Source organism: Streptomyces sp. NPDC002788 (assembly GCF_053592115.1).
In genome coordinates this window covers 411,927-429,068 of sequence record NZ_JBSFVB010000003.1, presented here as the reverse complement: position 1 = coordinate 429,068, position 17,142 = coordinate 411,927, and the positions used below count along the sequence as shown (strand labels likewise).

The following is a 17,142-nucleotide window of genomic DNA, read 5'->3' as shown; positions in this document are numbered from 1 at the left end:
CCCCGACCCACCCGACGCCGCCCGCTTCCCACCCCGTAAAAGGGGAGGCGGGCGGCGTACCCGTGTCAGCTACGATTTCAAGGTTCCGTAGACGACCGAGACCACGAGATCGTCACCCCGCGTAGCGACTTGGGAGCAGCCCGCGATGGCTCGACACCTCATCACCAGCGCCCTTCCGTACATCAACGGGATCAAGCACCTGGGCAACATGGTGGGGTCCATGCTCCCGGCGGACGTCTACTCCCGCTATCTGCGCCAGCGAGGCCACGAGGTCCTCTACATCTGCGCGACGGACGAGCACGGCACCCCCGCGGAGCTCGCCGCCAAGGAGCAGGGCGTGCCCGTGGACGAGTTCTGCACCGAGGCACACCACCAGCAGAAGGCGATCTACGACGGCTTCAACCTGGCCTTCGACTACTTCGGCCGCAGTTCCTCCCCGCAGAACCACGAGATCACGCAGGAGATCGCGCGCGAACTGAAGGCGAACGGGTTCATCGAGGAGCGCGCGATCCGCCAGGTGTACTCGAACGCCGACGGCCGCTTCCTGCCCGACCGCTACATCATCGGCACCTGCCCGCACTGCGGCTATGACAAGGCCCGCGGCGACCAGTGCGAGAACTGCACGCGCGTCCTGGACCCGACGGACCTGATCGACGCCCGCTCTGCGATCAGCGGCAGCAGCGACCTGGAGGTCCGCGAGACCAAGCACCTGTTCCTCCTCCAGTCGGCGCTCGCCGGCGAGGTCGAGGCATGGGTCGACGAGCGCGCCGACAACTGGCCGGTGCTGGCCTCCTCCATCGCCCGCAAGTGGCTCACGGAGGGCCTGCACGACCGCGCGATCACCCGTGACCTGGACTGGGGCGTCCCCGTCCCCGCCGACACCTGGCCGGACCTCGCCGCCGAGGGCAAGGTCTTCTACGTCTGGTTCGACGCCCCGATCGAGTACATCGGCGCGACGAAGGAGTGGGCGGACCAGGACCCGGAGAACCGCGACTGGCGCTCATGGTGGTGGGAGTCGGACGCGAGCGTCCACTACACGCAGTTCATGGGCAAGGACAACGTCCCCTTCCACAGCGTGATGTTCCCGGCGACCCTGCTGGGCACCCGCGCCCCGTGGAAGAAGGTCGACGTCATCAAGGCCTTCAACTGGCTGAACTACTACGGCGGCAAGTTCTCGACCTCGCAGCGCCGAGGCGTCTTCACGCACGACGCGCTCGACATCCTGCCCGCCGACTACTGGCGTTACTTCATGATGGCGAACGCCCCCGAGTCGGACGACTCGTCCTTCACCTGGGAGCACTTCACCGCCACGGTGAACAAGGACCTGGCCGACACCCTCGGCAACTTCGTCAACCGCGTCCTGTCGTTCTCCCGCAAGCGCTTCGGCGAAGAGGTCCCGGCGGGTGCCGAGCCGGGCGAGGCGGAGGCGAAGCTGGGCGAGGAGATCGCCCGCCTGCTCGCGGAGTACGAATCCCAGATGGAGGCCATCCAGTTCCGCAAGGCCGCGGCGGCGCTGCGCGCCCTGTGGTCGGCGGGCAACTCCTACCTGGAGGAGAAGGTTCCCTGGCTGGAGATCAAGACCAACCCCGAGGGCGCCGCGCTCACCCTCCGCACGGCGATGAACCTCATCCACCTCTACGCGGTGGTCTCCGAGCCGTTCATCCCGACGTCGGCGAAGAAGATGCGCGAGGCGTTCTCCCTGGAGAACGACACCGCGGCCTGGGTCACGCAGGAACAGGCGCGCTCCCTGACCGCCGTACCCGCCGGCACCCCCTTCACCATCCCGCCGGTCCTGTTCGCCAAGCTCACGGACGAGGACCTGGAGTCGTACAAGGAGCGCTTCGGCGGCGAGTCGGCGTAACCACCGCCGCCCCCGCACCCGCCCCTGGGAGAATCCTCTCCCGGGGGCGGTCCCGTTTCCGGGCCCCCGTTCCTAAGATGACCGAGGGGCACAGCCAACCAAACGGGGGGACACCCATGGCACTGTTCGGCAACGCACACACCGTGAACCCGGCATCCGCCCAGCAGGACTACGCCCGCCTCCTCGGCCACGGCGAACAGGTCCACGCCGCGTTCCTGCTGATCCGCGACACCATCCTCTTCACCGACCGCCGCCTGATCCTCATCGACAAGCAGGGCATCACCGGCAAGAAGGTCGAGTACCACTCCGTCCCCTACCGCAGCATCACCCACTTCGCGGTGGAAACGGCCGGCACCTTCGACCTGGATGCCGAACTCAAGATCTGGATCTCCGGCACCCCGGCCCCCATCGAGAAGACCTTCACCAAGGGCGTCGACATCTACGAGGTCCAGGCGATCCTGACTCAGTTCGTGGCGCGTTAACGGCTTTCCACGACGTAGGGCACGAAGTCCGCCCACGCGCCGGGCGCGATCGCCAGACAGGGACCTTCGACGTTCTTGGAGTCAAGAACGTGCACGGTGCCGGGGGCGACGGCAAGCTCAACGCAGGAGTTGCCGTCGTTGCAGCCGCTGTAGCTGCTCTTGAACCACGTCAGTTCGGAGCGCCTGAGCCTGGATGGTGCCATACCGCAGCTCAAGGACGCGCAGGTGTTTGGGTTCCGAGGTCGGCCGACCATCGAACGCGCCGTCGGAGCGCCCCACGGCCGTGCCATCGGGGAACTTCAGCAACTCGATCCGCCCGTCCAGGCCGGAGTGGGTGTCGCAGTCCATCGGCATTGAGCAGAAGTGCGTGTATGTGAACGAGGGGCGGACGACTTGTACGCGTCCGCCCCTCGTACGTCCGTCAGTTCGCGGATGCCGAGGCCGACGCGCCGGGCTGGACCGAGTCCCCCGTGCCGTCCTGCGTCGCCTCGGGGTCGACACCCATGGTGAGGGTGGCGACGACGCCCTTGGCGATGGCGTTCTTCTTGTACTTCAGCTTCAGCAGTCCGCCCTCGGTGCCGTTGCCGGGGTAGATGGTGTCCTCGTCGAGGGTGGTGCGGGTCGAGGTGTTGGTGGAGTACGGCTCGACCTCGGCCGTGGCCAGCACGGACTCCTCGTCGAAGAAGAGCTGGCCGGTGTGGCAGGTCGTACCGCCCTCGTAGCCGGCATGCGTCCAGGTGCCGTTCACGTGCACCTTGGTGTGGATGTGCACGCAGCGGCCCTGGTACCAGCCGGGGAAGATCGTGCGGAACTCGACGATCCCCCGCTTGTCCGTACGCCACGTGCCGCGCAGGTAGCGCTCGTCGTCGGTGGGCTCCTCGTGCACGCCGCCGCCCCCTCCCGTAGGGGCTCCCGTGGGGGCACCGGTCGGCGTACCGGAGGGCGGCGTACCGCCCCCGCCCCCGCCACCTCCCCCTCCGCCGCCGCTGCCCATCGACTCGTACCCCGAGTAGACGCCCAGCGCGTTGCAGTGCCAGATGTCGACGGCGGCGTTCACGAGGGGCTTGCAGGTGTCGGAGTCGATCACCTTCAGGCGCAGGGTGAGCGGGATGCCCTCCTGGTCCTCGGTGACGTCCCGGCGGAGCTTGTCCGCGTCGATGTAGTAGGGGCCTTCGGTGGTCTCGGAGGTCAGCTTGTAGCAGACCTCGCCGGTGCTCCCGCCGGTCTTGCCCTTGGCGGCGCTCGTCTCCTCGCCGGCGAACGCGCCCGCCGCGAACGTTCCGCCGACGCCCGCCGCCACCACCGCGCCGGCGCCTGCGGCGACGACCTTGCGGCGTGTCAGATCCTGCTTGTGCTTCGGCCCTCGGGCCGTTTCCTGTCCCGTCATGGGAAGGGAAACTAGGGAGCGGGCCTGTCAGGAGCCTGGGTGAGAGCTGGGTGAGAGCCCTGGGTACGAAAGTGGCTCGGAACCGGCGCCGGTTCCGAGCCACTCACGCCTGTACGCCCTACTTCGGCTGCGGCTTGCGCACCGACAGGTGCAGCTCCTTCAGCCGCGCCTCCTCCAGCTCCGTCGGCGCGCCCATCATCAGGTCCTGGGCGTTGCCGTTGAGCGGGAAGGCGATCGTCTCGCGGATGTTGGGCTCGTCGGCGAGCAGCATGACGATGCGGTCGACGCCGGGGGCGATGCCGCCGTGCGGCGGGGCGCCGAAGCGGAAGGCGCGCAGCATGCCGGCGAACTTCTCCTCGACGGTCTCGCGGTCGTACCCGGCGATCTCGAAGGCCTTGAGCATGATCTCCGGCTCGTGGTTCCGGATCGCGCCAGAGGACAGCTCGACACCGTTGCAGACGATGTCGTACTGCCACCCGAGGATGTCCAGCGGGTCCTGGGTCTCCAGGGCCTCCAGGCCGCCCTGCGGCATCGAGAAGGGGTTGTGCGAGAAGTCGATCGCGCCGGTCTCCTCGTCCTTCTCGTACATCGGGAAGTCGACGATCCAGCAGAACCGGAAGACGCCCTCCTCGAAGTGCCCGGCGCGCTTGGCGGCTTCGACGCGGACCGCGCCCATGATCTTGGAGACCTCGTCGAACTCGCCCGCGCCGAAGAAGACGGCGTGGCCGGCCGAAAGCGACAGGCGCTTGGTCAGCTCGGCGACGTTGTCCTCGGTGAGGAACTTGGCGATCGGGCCGGACAGCGAGCCGTCCTCGCCGACGCGGACCCAGGCCAGGCCCTTGGCGCCCTGGGAGACTGCGTAGTCGCCGAGCTGGTCGAAGAACTTGCGGGGCTGGGCGGAGACGTCCGGCACCGGCAGGGCGCGCACGTGCTTGCCGGCGAAGGCCTTGAACTCCGAGCCCTCGAAGATGTCGGTGATGTCGACGAGTTCGAGCTGGGCGCGCAGGTCGGGCTTGTCGGAGCCGTACTTCAGCATCGCCTCGCGGAACGGGATCCGCGGGAACGGCGAGGTGACGTGGCGGCCGCCGCCGAACTCCTCGAACAGCTCCGTCATCAGCTTCTCGACGGGCTGGAAGACGTCCTCCTGCTCGACGAAGCTCATCTCGACGTCGAGCTGGTAGAACTCGCCCGGCGAGCGGTCGGCGCGAGCGTCCTCGTCACGGAAGCAGGGCGCGATCTGGAAGTAGCGGTCGAAGCCGGAGATCATCAGCAGCTGCTTGAACTGCTGGGGCGCCTGGGGGAGGGCGTAGAACTTGCCCGGGTGCAGACGGGACGGGACGACGAAGTCGCGGGCGCCCTCCGGGGAGGTCGCGGACAGGATCGGCGTCGCCATCTCGTTGAAGCCCAGCGCCGTCATCTTGTGGCGGATCGCCGAGATGACCGCCGTGCGCAGCATGATGTTGCGGTGCATGCGCTCGCGGCGCAGGTCCAGGAAGCGGTACTCCAGGCGCCGCTCCTCGTTGACCCCGTCCTCGGCGTTGATCGTGAACGGCAGCGGGGCGGCCGCGCCGAGCAGTTCGACCTCGCCGACCTCGACCTCGACCTCACCCGTCGGCAGGTCGGGGTTGATGTTCTCGGCGCCGCGGGAGACGACCTTGCCGTCGACGCGGACGGTCGACTCCTTGGAGAGTTTGTCGAGGGCCTCGTAGGCGGGGGTGCCGGGACGGGCCACGAGCTGCGTGATGCCGTAGTGGTCACGCAGATCGATGAAGAGGATGCCGCCCAGGTCGCGCCGATTGTGCAGCCAGCCACTCAGCCGGACGTCGGTGCCGACGTCAGAGGAGCGGAGCTCGCCGCAGGTGTGGGACCTGTACCGATGCATCGTCGTTCATCCAGTCTTCGCTGATCGGGGTCTGTGTTTCACGTGAAACTGGTCCCCAGCGTACCGGGCAGGCGAAGATCGACTCTCCACAGTTATCGATCGATCAGGCATCCGCGGTGATCGCGCACACGTCGACGGTGATCGCACATGCGGCCACCGTCGGTGGCAGTGTTCGAGCGCCTCTTCTTAAAGTAGGGCAATGCGCACTGGCGAGCCCCTGCCCGCCGTGGGGGAGGCTCTCGCAGCCCTCGCGACCGGCCTGTGGCACTGGGACACCGCCACCGGGCTGGTCACGGTCGACGCCGAGGCGGCACGGCTGCTCGGGCTGCCCGCCGAGCAGGTCAGCCTCACGGAGGCACAGGCCAGGGCCCGGTTGCATCCGGTCGACTGGAACGAGATCACCGGCGTCACCCAGCTCGCCGTCGCCGAGGGCACCCTCGCCGAGGTGCGGGTCCGGATCATGGACGAGCAGGGCCGGGTCGTCCGGGTCGTCCGCAGCCGCTCCAAGCCGTCCTACGACCGGGAGCGCAAGGCGTATCTGCTGATCGGGACCCTCCAGGAGGTCACAGAGCCGAAGCCGGGCACCCCGGCCGGGCGCAGCGCGGTCACCGGTGACTGGCGCCGCTCGCGGGAGGCGTTCCTGCTGGACGCGGGCCGGGCGCTGGCCGAGGCGCGCTCCACGCAGGAGGTCCTGCGGGTCACGGCCAATCTGTCGATGCCCGGGTTCTCGCCGGACGGGCTGGCGGTGTTCGGCGTGGAGGGCGACCGGCTGACGATCATCGGCCATCACGGGCAGCAGCAGGGCACCGAGAGCCCGTTCTCGGACATGCCGCTGGACACGGACTACCCGGCCGCCGAGGTGGTGCGGACGGGCCGGGCCGTGTACCTGTCCTCCGCCGAGGAGTACAAGTCCCGCTATCCGCTGACCTGGCCGCTTGCCGAGCGCTTCGGCCGCCGCTCCTGGGCGTTCCTGCCGCTGACCGTGGCCGGTCGCACGATGGGCGCGTGGATGGCGGCCTTCGCCTACCCGGTCGCGTTCACACCGGACGAGCGGTCCGTGCTGACGACCGTGGCGCGGATGCTGGCGCAGGCCCTGACCCGGGCGGGCGTGGCCGAGAGCGAGCGGGCCCTGACCGACGGACTCCAGCGCACGATGCTGCCGAGGCTCGGCCCGCAGCGCATCCCCGGCATGAGCGTCGCCGCCCGCTACGTCCCCACGGGCGGCGGGCTTCAGGTCGGCGGCGACTGGTACGACGTGATCCCGCTGCCCAGCGGGCGGTTCGCGCTGGTTATCGGGGACGTCCAGGGCCATGACGTACGCGCCGCGGGGCTGATGGGCCAGCTGCGGATCGCCCTGCGGGCCTACGCGTCGGAGGGCCACCGGCCGGACGCGGTGCTGTCCCGTGCCTCCCGCTTCCTGCACGGCATCACCGACGAGGATCCGTTCGACCCGCGCTTCGCGACCTGCGTGTACGTCGAGGTCGACCCGGCGAAGGGGGTGCTGGACATCGCCCGTGCCGGCCACCCGGACCCGGCGATCCGGATGGCCGACGGGACGGTCCTGACCCGGCCGACGTCGGGAGGCCTGCCGCTGGGCATCGACCCGGACGCCGACTACCCCACGACCCGGCTCGCGCTGGAGCCCGGCGAGACCATGCTGATCTGCACGGACGGCCTGATCGAGACCGGCGGACACGACCTGGACACGGGCTGGCGGCGGCTGCGGGTGATCCTGGAGGAGCACGAGGGGGATCTGGAGGAACTCGCCGACAGCCTCGTGCAGGCGGTGCACGGGCCGTCGTCGCACCACACCACCGGCCCTCTGGCCGACCGCCGCGAGGACGACATCGCCGTGCTGCTGCTGAGCCGGGAGGGCGGGAGCTGCGGCTGCGGCGACACCCTGACCCCGGGGCGGCCGGTGCGGCGCTCGGTACTGACGGTCGCGCAGGCCGAGCCGGAGCGCGTCGCGGTGGCCCGGCAGCAGCTACGGGAGCTGCTGCACGACTGGGCCTCGCCGGACCAGGCCGACTCGGCGGTGCTGCTGCTGTCGGAGCTGCTGACGAACGCCCTCGTGCACACCGACTCCGACGCGCTGCTGGTCGCCGAGATCAGCGGGGCGGCGGTGGGGGAGCGGCGGCTGCGGATCGAGGTCACCGACGCCGGCGACGATCTGCCGCACAAGCGCAGACCCGGTGAGCTGGCGTCCTCCGGCCGCGGCCTGGTGCTGATCGAACTGCTCGCGCACGCCTGGGGGGTGGACCCGCGGGGCGAGGGCAAGAGCATCTGGTTCGAGCTCCACGAGTCCACCGACGGCTCGGGCGACGGCTCCTGGTCGCCGTAGCGGGTCACGACTCCTCGGACGGCGGCGGCTCCTGCTCCCCGTGGCGGCTGTTGACGGCGGTCCGCCGGATCGGCCGGCCGGCGATCCGGGGACAGGCCGGGCGGCCGCGCCCGCGCGACCGCCCCTCCACTGCCCGGAACCGGCCTGGGCGGCACCGGCGGGAGAACGTGCCCACCGGCCGCCCCGGGTGACGCGTCAGTCCTGCGGACCGCTCCCCGTCATCCCGTGCACCGCCGGGACCGTGCCCAGGCGGCCCTTCTGGAAGTCCTCGAAGGCCTGCATGAGTTCGTCCTTGGTGTTCATCACGAACGGGCCGTAGTGGGCCATCGGCTCGCGGATCGGCTGCCCGCCGAGCAGGACGACCTCGAGGTCCGGCGTGCGGGAGTCCTGCTTCTCCTCGGCGCGGACGGTCAGCGAGGAGCCCGCGCCGAAGACGGCGGTCTGGCCCATGTGGACCGGGCGGCGGTCCGTGCCGACGCTGCCGCGCCCGGCCAGGACGTACGCCAGCCCGTTGAAGTCCTCGCGCCACGGCAGGGTCAGCTCCGCACCCGGCGCCAGCGTCGCGTGGACCATCGTGATCGGCGTGTGCGTGATGCCGGGACCGGCATGCCCGTCCAGCTCCCCGGCGATCACCCGCAGCAGCGCGCCGCCGTCGGGCGTGGTCAGCAGCTGGACGTTGCCGCCGCGGATGTCCTGGTAGCGCGGGGCCATCATCTTGTCCTTGGCCGGGAGGTTCACCCACAGCTGGAGGCCGTGGAAGAGCCCGCCGGACATGACCAGATGCTCCGGTGGGGCCTCGATGTGCAGCAGGCCCGAGCCCGCGGTCATCCACTGGGTGTCCCCGTCGGTGATGGTTCCGCCACCGCCGTTGGAGTCCTGGTGGTCGAAGATCCCGTCGATGATGTACGTGACGGTCTCGAAGCCGCGGTGCGGGTGCCACGGCGTGCCCTTGGGCTCGCCCGGCGCGTATTCCACCTCACCCATCTGGTCCATCATGATGAACGGGTCGAGGTGGCGGTAGTTGATCCCCGCGAACGCCCGGCGCACCGGGAAGCCCTCGCCCTCGAAACCGCTCGGAGCGGTCGTGACGGCGAGCACGGGACGTGCCACGGCGTCGGCCGGCGCGGTCACGCGGGGCAGCGTCAACGGGTTCTCGACGGTCACAGCAGGCATGTCGGTTCCTCCTCGTGTACGCCCAGTTTAGTTGAGCGTTGAACTTCCTGCCACCCCCAACAGTGAAAACCGCGAAGGCATTCCCACCCAGGGGACGGCGCAGCGAACCACGGGAAACCGGCATGACGAAAGGCCGTCACCCCGCAGCGGGGTGACGGCCTTCGTCCGTCCGCGTCAGGCGGCCAGCTCGGGCTCCTCGCCCCCGGCCCGGGCGGACCCGGCCTTGCGGTCCCGCATCACCAGCGTGGCCACGACCGCCGCGGCGAGGACACCGACCGCGCTGATCGTGAAGGTCGTCGACATCGAGGCGGTGAAGGCCTCACGGGCCGCCCGCACCAGGCCCTGGTCTCCGCCCGCGACCGCCGGCGCCCCGCCGATGGACTCCCTGGCCTGCTCGGGGGCGCCGGGCGGCATCTCGTCCACGTGACCGCCGGAGAGGAGGGAGCCGAGGATCGCGATACGAGGGCGGTGCAGGACTGGCGCTACGCCTGCCGATGTCGGAGTAGGGTCAGCCGCCGTCTGCGAAGCAATGGCGTTCAGCCATACATCCGGCGCATCGCGAACTCGACCATCTGCTCCACGGCCTTCGCGTCGAACACCATGCGGTGCTCGCCCTCCATGTCGAGGACGAAGCCGTAGCCGGTCGGCAGCAGGTCCAGGACCTCGGCGCCGGTGATCACGAAGTACTTGGACTCCTTGCCCGCGTACCGGCGCAGTTCCTTGAGCGTGCTGAACATCGGGATCACCGGCTGCTGGGTGTTGTGCAGCGCGAGAAAGCCGGGGTTGTCGCCGCGGGGGCAGTAGACCTTCGACGTCGCGAAGACCTGCTGGAAGTCCTCGGCGGCCATCTGCCCGGTGGTGAACGCGCGCACCGCGTCCGTCAGGGAGGGCGGGGACGGCTCGGGGTACAGCGGCGGCTGCTGTCCGTATCCGCCGGACATCGGCTGCTGCGGAGGGGCGTACTGCCCTTGCGGGCCCGCTGTCTGGTCGTAGCCGTACATGAGCGCAAGAGTACCGAGAGCGGCCGGGCGGACGGGCCGGTACGGCAGGCCCGGCAAACCGACAGCGACTCGACAGCGCCGGTTCTGTGGATCGCCGCGCCCGCCGCTCGTAGCGTCGAACCATGAACGGACGCCATGACGAGGGCCCGCACGAGCACGACAGAGGCCTGTCCCACGATCTCCCCGTCCTCGCCCGCCGCCGGATGATCCGGCTGATGGCGGGCGCGAGCCTGGTCCCGCTGATGGGCTGCACGACGGAGGAGAAGACCCCGGCCTCCACCGCTACCTCGGCGCCCTCCTCGTCCGCCGGGTGCGCGGAGATCCCCGAGGAGACGGCCGGGCCCTTCCCCGGCGACGGCTCCAACGGCGTCGACGTCCTGAAGGAGAGCGGCGTCGTCCGCGGCGACATCACGAAGAGCTTCGGCGACTCCGCGGGCGGCACCGCCGAGGGCGTACCCCTGACGATCACACTGACGGTGGTGGACGCGGCCTCCGGCTGCGGGACGCCGAAAGAGGGCGCCGCCGTCTACCTCTGGCACTGTGACCGGGACGGCGCCTACTCCCTGTACTCCGAGGGCGTCACCGAGGAGAACTACCTGCGGGGCGTCCAGGAGACGGACGACAAGGGCCAGGTCACGTTCACGAGCGTCTTCCCCGGCTGCTACCCGGGCCGCTGGCCGCACATCCACTTCGAGGTCTACGGCTCTCTGGCCGACGCCACCGCCGCCACATCGATCACGAACACCTCGCAGCTCGCCTTCCCGCAGGACGTCTGCGACGCGGTGTACGCCACGGACGGCTACGGCGACAGCGTGCGGAACCTGAGCAGCCTCTCCCTGGAGGGCGACAGCATCTTCAGCGACGGCCACGAGCGGCAGCTGGCGACGATGACGGGCAGCGCGGGGGACGGCTACACCGCGGCCTTGACCGTTCCGGTGTGACCTGTCACAGATGACCGGATGGGGTTGCGTCTTATTACTGGCGGGTAGCATCATCTAGCTACTTGTTGGTACGTGAACTAGCGCGAGGAGCCAGTGCCTCGCCGATCTCTCTAGGGAGCCGGGAGCCGTCGCCATGGGGCACTACAAGTCGAATCTCCGTGACATCGAGTTCAACCTCTTCGAAGTACTCGGGCGCGACAAGGTGTACGGCACCGGTCCGTTCGAGGAGATGGACGTCGAGACCGCGAAGAGCATCCTGGAGGAGCTGACCCGCCTCTCGGAGAACGAGCTGGCCGAGTCCTTCGTCGACGCCGACCGCAACCCTCCGGTCTTCGACCCGGAGACCAACACGGCGCCGGTCCCCGCGTCCTTCAAGAAGAGCTACCAGGCCTTCATGGACTCCGAGTACTGGCGTCTCGGCCTGCCCGAGGAGATCGGCGGCACCACCTCGCCCCGCTCCCTGATCTGGGCGTACGCCGAGCTCATCCTGGGCGCCAACCCGGCCGTGTGGATGTACTCCTCGGGCCCGGCCTTCGCCGGCATCCTCTTCGAGGAGGGCAACGAGGTCCAGAAGCACATAGCCAAGATCGCCACGGAGAAGCAGTGGGGCTCCACGATGGTGCTCACCGAGCCCGACGCGGGCTCCGACGTGGGCGCCGGCCGCACCAAGGCCGTGCAGCAGGAGGACGGCTCCTGGCACATCGAGGGCGTGAAGCGCTTCATCACCTCCGGTGAGCACGACATGTCGGAGAACATCCTCCACTACGTGCTGGCCCGCCCCGAGGGCGCCGGCCCCGGCACCAAGGGCCTGTCCCTCTTCCTCGTCCCGAAGTACCTCTTCGACTTCGAGACCGGCGAGCTGGGCGAGCGCAACGGCGTCTACGCCACGAACGTCGAGCACAAGATGGGCCTGAAGGCCTCCAACACCTGCGAGATGACCTTCGGCGACCGGCACCCCGCCAAGGGCTGGCTGATCGGCGACAAGCACGACGGCATCCGCCAGATGTTCCGCATCATCGAGTTCGCCCGCATGATGGTCGGCACGAAGGCGATCTCCACGCTGTCCACGGGCTACCTGAACGCGCTGGAGTACGCCAAGGAGCGCGTCCAGGGCCCGGACCTGGCGAACTTCATGGACAAGACCGCGCCGAAGGTCACCATCACCCACCACCCGGACGTGCGCCGCTCGCTGATCACGCAGAAGGCGTACGCGGAGGGCATGCGCGCCCTGGTGATGTACACCGCCTCGATCCAGGACGCGATCCAGATCAAGGAGGCCGCCGGCGAGGACGCCGCCACCGAGCACGCGCTGAACGACCTGCTCCTGCCCATCGTCAAGGGGTACGGCTCCGAGAAGGGCTACGAGCTGCTCGCCCAGTCGCTCCAGACCTTCGGCGGCTCCGGCTTCCTCCAGGAGTACCCGATCGAGCAGTACATCCGGGACTCCAAGATCGACACCCTCTACGAGGGCACCACGGCCATCCAGGGGCAGGACTTCTTCTTCCGGAAGATCGTCCGCAACCAGGGCGCCGCGCTGAACTCCCTCGCCGAGGACATCAAGAAGTTCCTCGCCCTCGGCACCGGCGGCGAGGAGCTGGCCGGGGCCCGCGAGCACCTCGCCAAGGCCGCCGTCGAGCTGGAGGCCATCGTCGGCCTGATGCTCACCGACCTCGCGGCCACCGAGCAGGACGTCAAGAACATCTACAAGGTCGGGCTCAACACCACCCGCCTGCTGATGGCCTCCGGTGACGTCGTCGTCGGCTACCTGCTGCTCAAGGGCGCCGCGATCGCCGCCGAGAAGCTGGAGACCGCCTCCGCCAAGGACAAGGCCTTCTACACGGGCAAGATCGCCGCGGCCAAGTTCTTCGCCGCCAACGTCCTGCCGGGCGTCACCCTGGCCCGCAAGGTCGCCGAGGGCGTCGAGCTGGACCTGATGGAGCTGGACGAGGCCGCGTTCTGATCCTCGCGTCCTCTGTTCGAGGGCCTGTTCCCCTACCCGGGGAACAGGCCCTCGTCCGTCGTTAAGGTGAAGGCATGACCGAACCAGCGCGCTTCGACCGCGGCCACACCGACGACCTCATGACCTTCCTGGCGGCGAGCCCGTCGCCGTACCACGCCGTGGCGAGTGCCGCCGAGCGGCTGGAGAAGGCCGGGTTCAAGCAGGTCTCGGAGACGGACGCCTGGGACGGGACGAGCGGCGGCAAGTACGTGTTGCGCGGCGGCGCGATCGTCGCCTGGTACGTGCCGGAGGGCGCCGCACCGCACACGCCGTTCCGGATCGTCGGCGCCCACACCGACTCCCCCAACCTGCGCGTCAAGCCGCTCCCCGACACCGGAGCGCACGGCTGGCGCCAGGTGGCCGTGGAGATCTACGGCGGACCGCTGCTCAACTCCTGGCTGGACCGCGACCTCGGTCTCGCGGGCCGGCTGACCCTGCGCGACGGCTCGACGCGCCTGGTCAACGTCGACCGCCCGCTGCTGCGCGTTCCGCAGCTCGCCATCCACCTGGACCGCTCGGTGACGGCCGACGGCCTCAAGCTCGACAAGCAGCGGCACATGCAGCCGGTCTGGGGCCTGGGCCGCGACGTGCGCGACGGCGATCTGATCGCCTTCCTGGAGGAGACGGCCGGCATCCCCGCGGGCGAGGTCACCGGCTGGGACCTGATGACGCACTCCGTCGAACCGCCCGCCTACCTGGGCCGCGACCGCGAGCTGCTGGCCGGCCCGCGCATGGACAACCTGCTGTCGGTGCACGCCGGCACGGCGGCCCTCGCGGCCGTCGCCTCCTCGCCGTCGCAGCCGGCCTCCATCCCGGTCCTGGCCGCCTTCGACCACGAGGAGAACGGCTCCCAGTCGGACACGGGCGCGGACGGACCGCTGCTCGGCAACGTGCTGGAACGCTCGGTGTTCGCCCGCGGCGGCTCCTACGAGGACCGGGCCCGCGCCTTCGCCGGCACGGTCTGCCTGTCCTCCGACACCGGCCACGCCGTCCACCCCAACTACGCGGAGCGGCACGACCCGACGCACCACCCCCGCGTCAACGGCGGCCCGATCCTCAAGGTCAACGTCAACAACCGCTACGCCACGGACGGTTCGGGCCGCGCGGAGTTCACGGCGGCCTGCGAGGCGGCCGACGTGCCCTTCCAGTCCTTCGTCTCCAACAACTCCATGCCCTGCGGCACCACGATCGGCCCGATCACCGCCGCCCGGCACGGCATCAGGACCGTCGACATCGGCGTGGCCATCCTGTCGATGCACAGCGCACGCGAACTCTGCGGCGCCGACGACCCGTTCCTCCTCGCCAACGCGCTGACGGCGTTTCTGCAGAGGTAGAACAGGCCACCACCGCATGGGTGTTCCTCGCCGGGGTACCCGGAGTTCGGGACCGGAACGACCGGACCGTACAGGGAGGCGACACTCATGGGCCTCGGCGGATGCATCATCCTCATCGCCGTGGGAGCCATCCTCACGTTCGCGACCGACTGGGACATGCAGGGGGTCAACCTCGACCTGGTCGGCATCATCCTGATGATCGTCGGACTGATCGGCGTCACCACGTTCAGCAGCATCGCCAGGCGCCGGCGCGTGGTGGTGCCCCCCACGACGCAGGTCGTGGAAGACCCGGCGGCCCACCATCACCGCCGCGACGGCTACAGCGACGGATACGGGGTGTGACGCCCGAGGCGATCAGGCGCCCGTCCCGGCCGGCACGAGGGGCAGCCGGTCCGTCCGCCTCGGTGAGGCGGACGCGCACGCAGTCCCGCTGAAGGACATGGCAGGCCGGGTAGGCATGGGCGGGTCGTCGTAGCAGGAGGCGCCCAGGGCGGAGGCACGCGGCACGCCCTCCCGGCACGGAGGAATCGAGTTCGAGGGCGCGGGGACGGATCCGTCCCCGCGCCCTCGCCGCTGCGCGGCAGCCGCGGCGGCGTCGCCGAGACGAGCAGGCGCGTCGAGGAGCCATGGCGGGTGTCCAGCTTCTGCCCCGCCGGAGCCTGGAGGATGTACGGAACGTCCCCGAGCCGTGGGCGCGGCGGCGACAGCCGGTCACACCCGGGCGATTACCTCCGCCTGCCACCGCGTGGAGCACCGGGTCGGCGACTGCTCCGTCCGGTACCGGCGGTCAGCCCAGCGCGTGCCCCGTCGTGGCGTCCACGTGGTCCGGGATCTCGTCGTGGCGGTCGCCGACCGTGAGGGTGCCGGTGGGTTCGAACATGAGGATCGCCGTGGGGACCGGGGCGTACGGCCTGTGTTCGGTGCCGCGGGGGACCGTGAAGACGCTGCCCTTGGGCAGGACGACCGTGCGTTCGCCGGCCGGTTCGCGCAGGCCGAGGTGGAGTTCGCCGTCGAGGACGAGGAAGAACTCGTCGGTGTGGTCGTGGACGTGCCAGACGTGCTCGCCCTCGACCTTCGCGATGCGGACGTCGTAGTCGTTGACGGCGGTGACGATGCGGGGGCTCCACCGGTCGGTGAAGGACGCCAGGGCATGGTCGAGGGAGACGGGTTCCTGAGTCATGAGGGGATCCTGCGGGGTTCCCCCCGCCCCGCGCGAGTGCTAGGAATCGCACATGTCGCAAGGATCCTCGCAGCGTCCGCACCGGGTCGCCGTGATCGTCGACGAGGGCACCAATCCCTTCGAGGTCGGCGTGGCCACCGAGCTGTTCGGGTTGCCGAGGCCCGAGCTGGGCCTGCCGGGGCCGTTGTACGAAGTGGCGCTGTGCGCGCCCACCCCGGAGATCCGGATGAACCACGGCTTCTTCACGCTCACCGGGGTCCGGGGCCTGGACGCCGTGGCGGAGGCGGACACGCTGGTCGTGCCCGGCCGGCCGGACAACGTCGTACCGCGCGGCCCCGACGTACTCGAGACGATCCGGCGCGCCCACGCGCGCGGCGCCCGGGTCGTGAGCTTCTGCACCGGCACCTTCGCCCTCGCCGAGGCCGGACTGCTGGACGGGCGGCGGGCGTCGACGCACTGGCGCTGGGCCGACTCGTTGCGCAGGCTGCACCCGAAAGTGCTGCTGGAGCCGGACGTGCTGTTCGTCGACGACGGCGACATCCTCACGGCCGCCGGCAGCGCGGCGGCGCTCGATCTCGGGCTGTACCTCTGGCGGCGCGACCACGGCGCCGAGATCGCCAACCAGGTCTCGCGCCGGCTCGTGTTCGCCGCACACCGCGACGGCGGGCAGCGCCAGTTCGTGGAGCGGCCCGTGCCGGAGGTGCGGGACGAGTCCCTGGCGCCGCTGCTGGCGTGGGCTCAGGTGCGGCTGGGCGAGCCGCTGACCGTGGCGGACCTGGCGGCACGCGCACGGGTCAGCCCCGCCACACTGCACCGCCGCTTCCGCGCCCAGCTCGGCACGACCCCGCTCGCGTGGCTGACCGGGGAGCGGGTGGCGCTGGCGTGCCGGCTGATCGAGAAGGGCGAGAAGCGGCTGGACGTCGTGGCGGCCAGCAGCGGGCTCGGCACGGCCGCCAACCTGCGGACCCGGCTGCGCCGCGCGACCGGGCTCAGCCCGTCGGCCTATCGACGGCGTTTCGGAACCGGCGGCGGGGAAGCCCTGGTGACATGAGATTCCTCGTGTACGACCGGCTCCTCGGCTTCGGTGACGACTACTGGATCGAGGACGACCACGGCACCAAGGTGTTCCTCGTCGACGGCAAGGCGCTGCGCCTGCGGGACACCTGGGAGCTGAAGGACGCCCAGGGGCGTGTCCTCGTCGACATCCACCAGAAGATGCTCGCCCTGCGCGACACGATGGTGCTCCAGCGGGGCGGGGAGCCCCTGGCGACGATCCGTCGGAAGCGCCTGTCCCTGCTGCGCAACCACTACCGGGTGTCCCTCGCCGACGGCAACGAGCTGGACGTCAGCGGCAAGATCCTCGACCGGGAGTTCGCGGTCGAGTACGACGGGGAGCTGCTGGCGGTGGTCTCGCGGCGGTGGCTGACCCTGCGCGACACCTACGGCGTGGACGTCGTCCGCGAGGACGCGGATCCGGCGCTGCTGATCGCCGTGTCGGTGTGTGTGATCCACCTGGCGGAGAAGGAGCGGGAAGGCTGACCCGCCCTCGCCGTGTAGACCC

16 protein-coding genes and 2 pseudogenes are annotated in these 17,142 nt (G+C 70.0%); 9 read left to right on the top strand and 9 right to left on the bottom strand.

Going from position 1 to position 17,142, the window contains the following annotated elements; all coding sequences use genetic code 11:
* The first annotated feature begins 145 nt into the window (after positions 1 to 145).
* Complete coding sequence (metG, locus tag ACWD1U_RS08595; RefSeq protein WP_451105653.1) at positions 146 to 1,861, top strand: methionine--tRNA ligase; 1,716 nt, start codon at positions 146 to 148, stop codon at positions 1,859 to 1,861.
* A 116-nt stretch (positions 1,862 to 1,977) separates the two neighbouring features.
* Positions 1,978 to 2,343: a PH domain-containing protein gene (locus ACWD1U_RS08590; RefSeq protein WP_451105651.1), complete on the top strand. Its 366-nt coding sequence runs from the start codon at positions 1,978 to 1,980 to the stop codon at positions 2,341 to 2,343.
* Here ACWD1U_RS08590 and ACWD1U_RS08585 read toward each other — a convergent pair.
* The 4 genes and pseudogenes from ACWD1U_RS08585 to aspS all read right to left on the bottom strand — a co-directional run bounded on the left by ACWD1U_RS08585 (position 2,340) and on the right by aspS (position 5,612).
* Positions 2,340 to 2,546 carry a DUF397 domain-containing protein gene (locus tag ACWD1U_RS08585; protein ID WP_451105650.1) on the bottom strand — a complete coding sequence of 69 codons (207 nt, stop codon included), beginning with the start codon at positions 2,544 to 2,546 and terminating at the stop codon, positions 2,340 to 2,342. The genes ACWD1U_RS08590 and ACWD1U_RS08585 overlap by 4 nt on opposite strands.
* Positions 2,461 to 2,697 (bottom strand): annotated as a pseudogene (locus ACWD1U_RS08580) (Scr1 family TA system antitoxin-like transcriptional regulator); the annotation flags it as partial. The pseudogene ACWD1U_RS08580 and the gene ACWD1U_RS08585, both read right to left, overlap by 86 nt.
* A gap of 67 nt (positions 2,698 to 2,764) precedes the next feature.
* Positions 2,765 to 3,730, bottom strand: a complete 966-nt coding sequence (locus ACWD1U_RS08575; RefSeq protein ID WP_451105649.1) for an intradiol ring-cleavage dioxygenase — start codon at positions 3,728 to 3,730, stop codon at positions 2,765 to 2,767.
* A 118-nt stretch (positions 3,731 to 3,848) separates the two neighbouring features.
* Entirely contained in the window at positions 3,849 to 5,612 is a 1,764-nt protein-coding gene (gene aspS / locus ACWD1U_RS08570; RefSeq protein ID WP_451105647.1) for an aspartate--tRNA ligase, read from the bottom strand.
* Between the two features lie 199 nt (positions 5,613 to 5,811).
* Between aspS and ACWD1U_RS08565 the strand changes: the two genes are divergently transcribed.
* Positions 5,812 to 7,953: an ATP-binding SpoIIE family protein phosphatase gene (locus tag ACWD1U_RS08565; RefSeq protein ID WP_451105645.1), complete on the top strand. Its 2,142-nt coding sequence runs from the start codon at positions 5,812 to 5,814 to the stop codon at positions 7,951 to 7,953.
* A gap of 195 nt (positions 7,954 to 8,148) precedes the next feature.
* On the opposite strand, the gene ACWD1U_RS08560 is transcribed toward ACWD1U_RS08565, so the two are convergent.
* From ACWD1U_RS08560 to ACWD1U_RS08550, 3 genes are all read right to left on the bottom strand, one after another.
* Positions 8,149 to 9,126, bottom strand: a complete 978-nt coding sequence (locus tag ACWD1U_RS08560) for a pirin family protein (RefSeq protein ID WP_451105644.1) — start codon at positions 9,124 to 9,126, stop codon at positions 8,149 to 8,151.
* Between the two features lie 174 nt (positions 9,127 to 9,300).
* Positions 9,301 to 9,549, bottom strand: a complete 249-nt coding sequence (locus ACWD1U_RS08555; protein WP_451105643.1) for a hypothetical protein — start codon at positions 9,547 to 9,549, stop codon at positions 9,301 to 9,303.
* Between the two features lie 113 nt (positions 9,550 to 9,662).
* Positions 9,663 to 10,127, bottom strand: a complete 465-nt coding sequence (locus ACWD1U_RS08550) for an SseB family protein (protein ID WP_030846788.1) — start codon at positions 10,125 to 10,127, stop codon at positions 9,663 to 9,665.
* Positions 10,128 to 10,249: 122 nt separating this feature from the next.
* On the opposite strand from ACWD1U_RS08550, the gene ACWD1U_RS08545 reads away from it, so the two are divergent.
* The 4 genes from ACWD1U_RS08545 to ACWD1U_RS08530 all read left to right on the top strand — a co-directional run bounded on the left by ACWD1U_RS08545 (position 10,250) and on the right by ACWD1U_RS08530 (position 14,743).
* Positions 10,250 to 11,068, top strand: a complete 819-nt coding sequence (locus tag ACWD1U_RS08545) for an intradiol ring-cleavage dioxygenase (RefSeq protein ID WP_451105641.1) — start codon at positions 10,250 to 10,252, stop codon at positions 11,066 to 11,068.
* 133 nt (positions 11,069 to 11,201) lie between these two features.
* A complete protein-coding gene (locus tag ACWD1U_RS08540; RefSeq protein WP_451105639.1) occupies positions 11,202 to 13,028 on the top strand; it encodes an acyl-CoA dehydrogenase in 1,827 nt (608 codons plus the stop codon).
* A 74-nt stretch (positions 13,029 to 13,102) separates the two neighbouring features.
* Positions 13,103 to 14,401, top strand: a complete 1,299-nt coding sequence (locus ACWD1U_RS08535) for a M18 family aminopeptidase (protein ID WP_451105637.1) — start codon at positions 13,103 to 13,105, stop codon at positions 14,399 to 14,401.
* Between the two features lie 87 nt (positions 14,402 to 14,488).
* Complete coding sequence (locus ACWD1U_RS08530) at positions 14,489 to 14,743, top strand: DUF6458 family protein (protein WP_031137490.1); 255 nt, start codon at positions 14,489 to 14,491, stop codon at positions 14,741 to 14,743.
* Positions 14,744 to 14,755: 12 nt separating this feature from the next.
* Here the strand turns inward: ACWD1U_RS08530 and ACWD1U_RS08525 are convergent.
* Positions 14,756 to 15,069 (bottom strand): annotated as a pseudogene (locus ACWD1U_RS08525) (alkyl hydroperoxide reductase); the annotation flags it as partial.
* Positions 15,070 to 15,188: 119 nt separating this feature from the next.
* Positions 15,189 to 15,581 (bottom strand): cupin domain-containing protein, encoded by a 393-nt coding sequence (locus ACWD1U_RS08520; protein ID WP_451105635.1) that lies wholly within the window; start codon positions 15,579 to 15,581, stop codon positions 15,189 to 15,191.
* A gap of 52 nt (positions 15,582 to 15,633) precedes the next feature.
* Between ACWD1U_RS08520 and ACWD1U_RS08515 the strand changes: the two genes are divergently transcribed.
* The gene (locus ACWD1U_RS08515) at positions 15,634 to 16,632 is read left to right on the top strand and encodes a GlxA family transcriptional regulator (protein ID WP_451105633.1); all 999 of its coding nucleotides are present in this window, start codon (positions 15,634 to 15,636) and stop codon (positions 16,630 to 16,632) included.
* Positions 16,629 to 17,120 (top strand): LURP-one-related/scramblase family protein, encoded by a 492-nt coding sequence (locus ACWD1U_RS08510; protein WP_451105631.1) that lies wholly within the window; start codon positions 16,629 to 16,631, stop codon positions 17,118 to 17,120. Before ACWD1U_RS08515 ends, ACWD1U_RS08510 begins: the two co-directional genes overlap by 4 nt.
* Positions 17,121 to 17,142 lie beyond the last annotated feature (22 nt).

Bases quoted from the DNA above. Each gene is read 5' to 3' on its own strand.
- metG (WP_451105653.1), top strand. From the start codon at position 146: ATGGCTCGACACCTCATCACCAGCGCCCTTCCGTACATCAACGGGATC.
- ACWD1U_RS08530 (WP_031137490.1), top strand. From the start codon at position 14,489: ATGGGCCTCGGCGGATGCATCATCCTCATCGCCGTGGGAGCCATCCTC.
- ACWD1U_RS08585 (WP_451105650.1), bottom strand. From the start codon at position 2,546: ATGGCACCATCCAGGCTCAGGCGCTCCGAACTGACGTGGTTCAAGAGC.
- ACWD1U_RS08540 (WP_451105639.1), top strand. From the start codon at position 11,202: ATGGGGCACTACAAGTCGAATCTCCGTGACATCGAGTTCAACCTCTTC.
- ACWD1U_RS08565 (WP_451105645.1), top strand. From the start codon at position 5,812: ATGCGCACTGGCGAGCCCCTGCCCGCCGTGGGGGAGGCTCTCGCAGCC.
- ACWD1U_RS08510 (WP_451105631.1), top strand. From the start codon at position 16,629: ATGAGATTCCTCGTGTACGACCGGCTCCTCGGCTTCGGTGACGACTAC.
- ACWD1U_RS08515 (WP_451105633.1), top strand. From the start codon at position 15,634: ATGTCGCAAGGATCCTCGCAGCGTCCGCACCGGGTCGCCGTGATCGTC.
- ACWD1U_RS08575 (WP_451105649.1), bottom strand. From the start codon at position 3,730: ATGACGGGACAGGAAACGGCCCGAGGGCCGAAGCACAAGCAGGATCTG.
- ACWD1U_RS08520 (WP_451105635.1), bottom strand. From the start codon at position 15,581: ATGACTCAGGAACCCGTCTCCCTCGACCATGCCCTGGCGTCCTTCACC.
- ACWD1U_RS08560 (WP_451105644.1), bottom strand. From the start codon at position 9,126: ATGCCTGCTGTGACCGTCGAGAACCCGTTGACGCTGCCCCGCGTGACC.
- ACWD1U_RS08550 (WP_030846788.1), bottom strand. From the start codon at position 10,127: ATGTACGGCTACGACCAGACAGCGGGCCCGCAAGGGCAGTACGCCCCT.
- ACWD1U_RS08545 (WP_451105641.1), top strand. From the start codon at position 10,250: ATGAACGGACGCCATGACGAGGGCCCGCACGAGCACGACAGAGGCCTG.
- aspS (WP_451105647.1), bottom strand. From the start codon at position 5,612: ATGCATCGGTACAGGTCCCACACCTGCGGCGAGCTCCGCTCCTCTGAC.
- ACWD1U_RS08590 (WP_451105651.1), top strand. From the start codon at position 1,978: ATGGCACTGTTCGGCAACGCACACACCGTGAACCCGGCATCCGCCCAG.
- ACWD1U_RS08535 (WP_451105637.1), top strand. From the start codon at position 13,103: ATGACCGAACCAGCGCGCTTCGACCGCGGCCACACCGACGACCTCATG.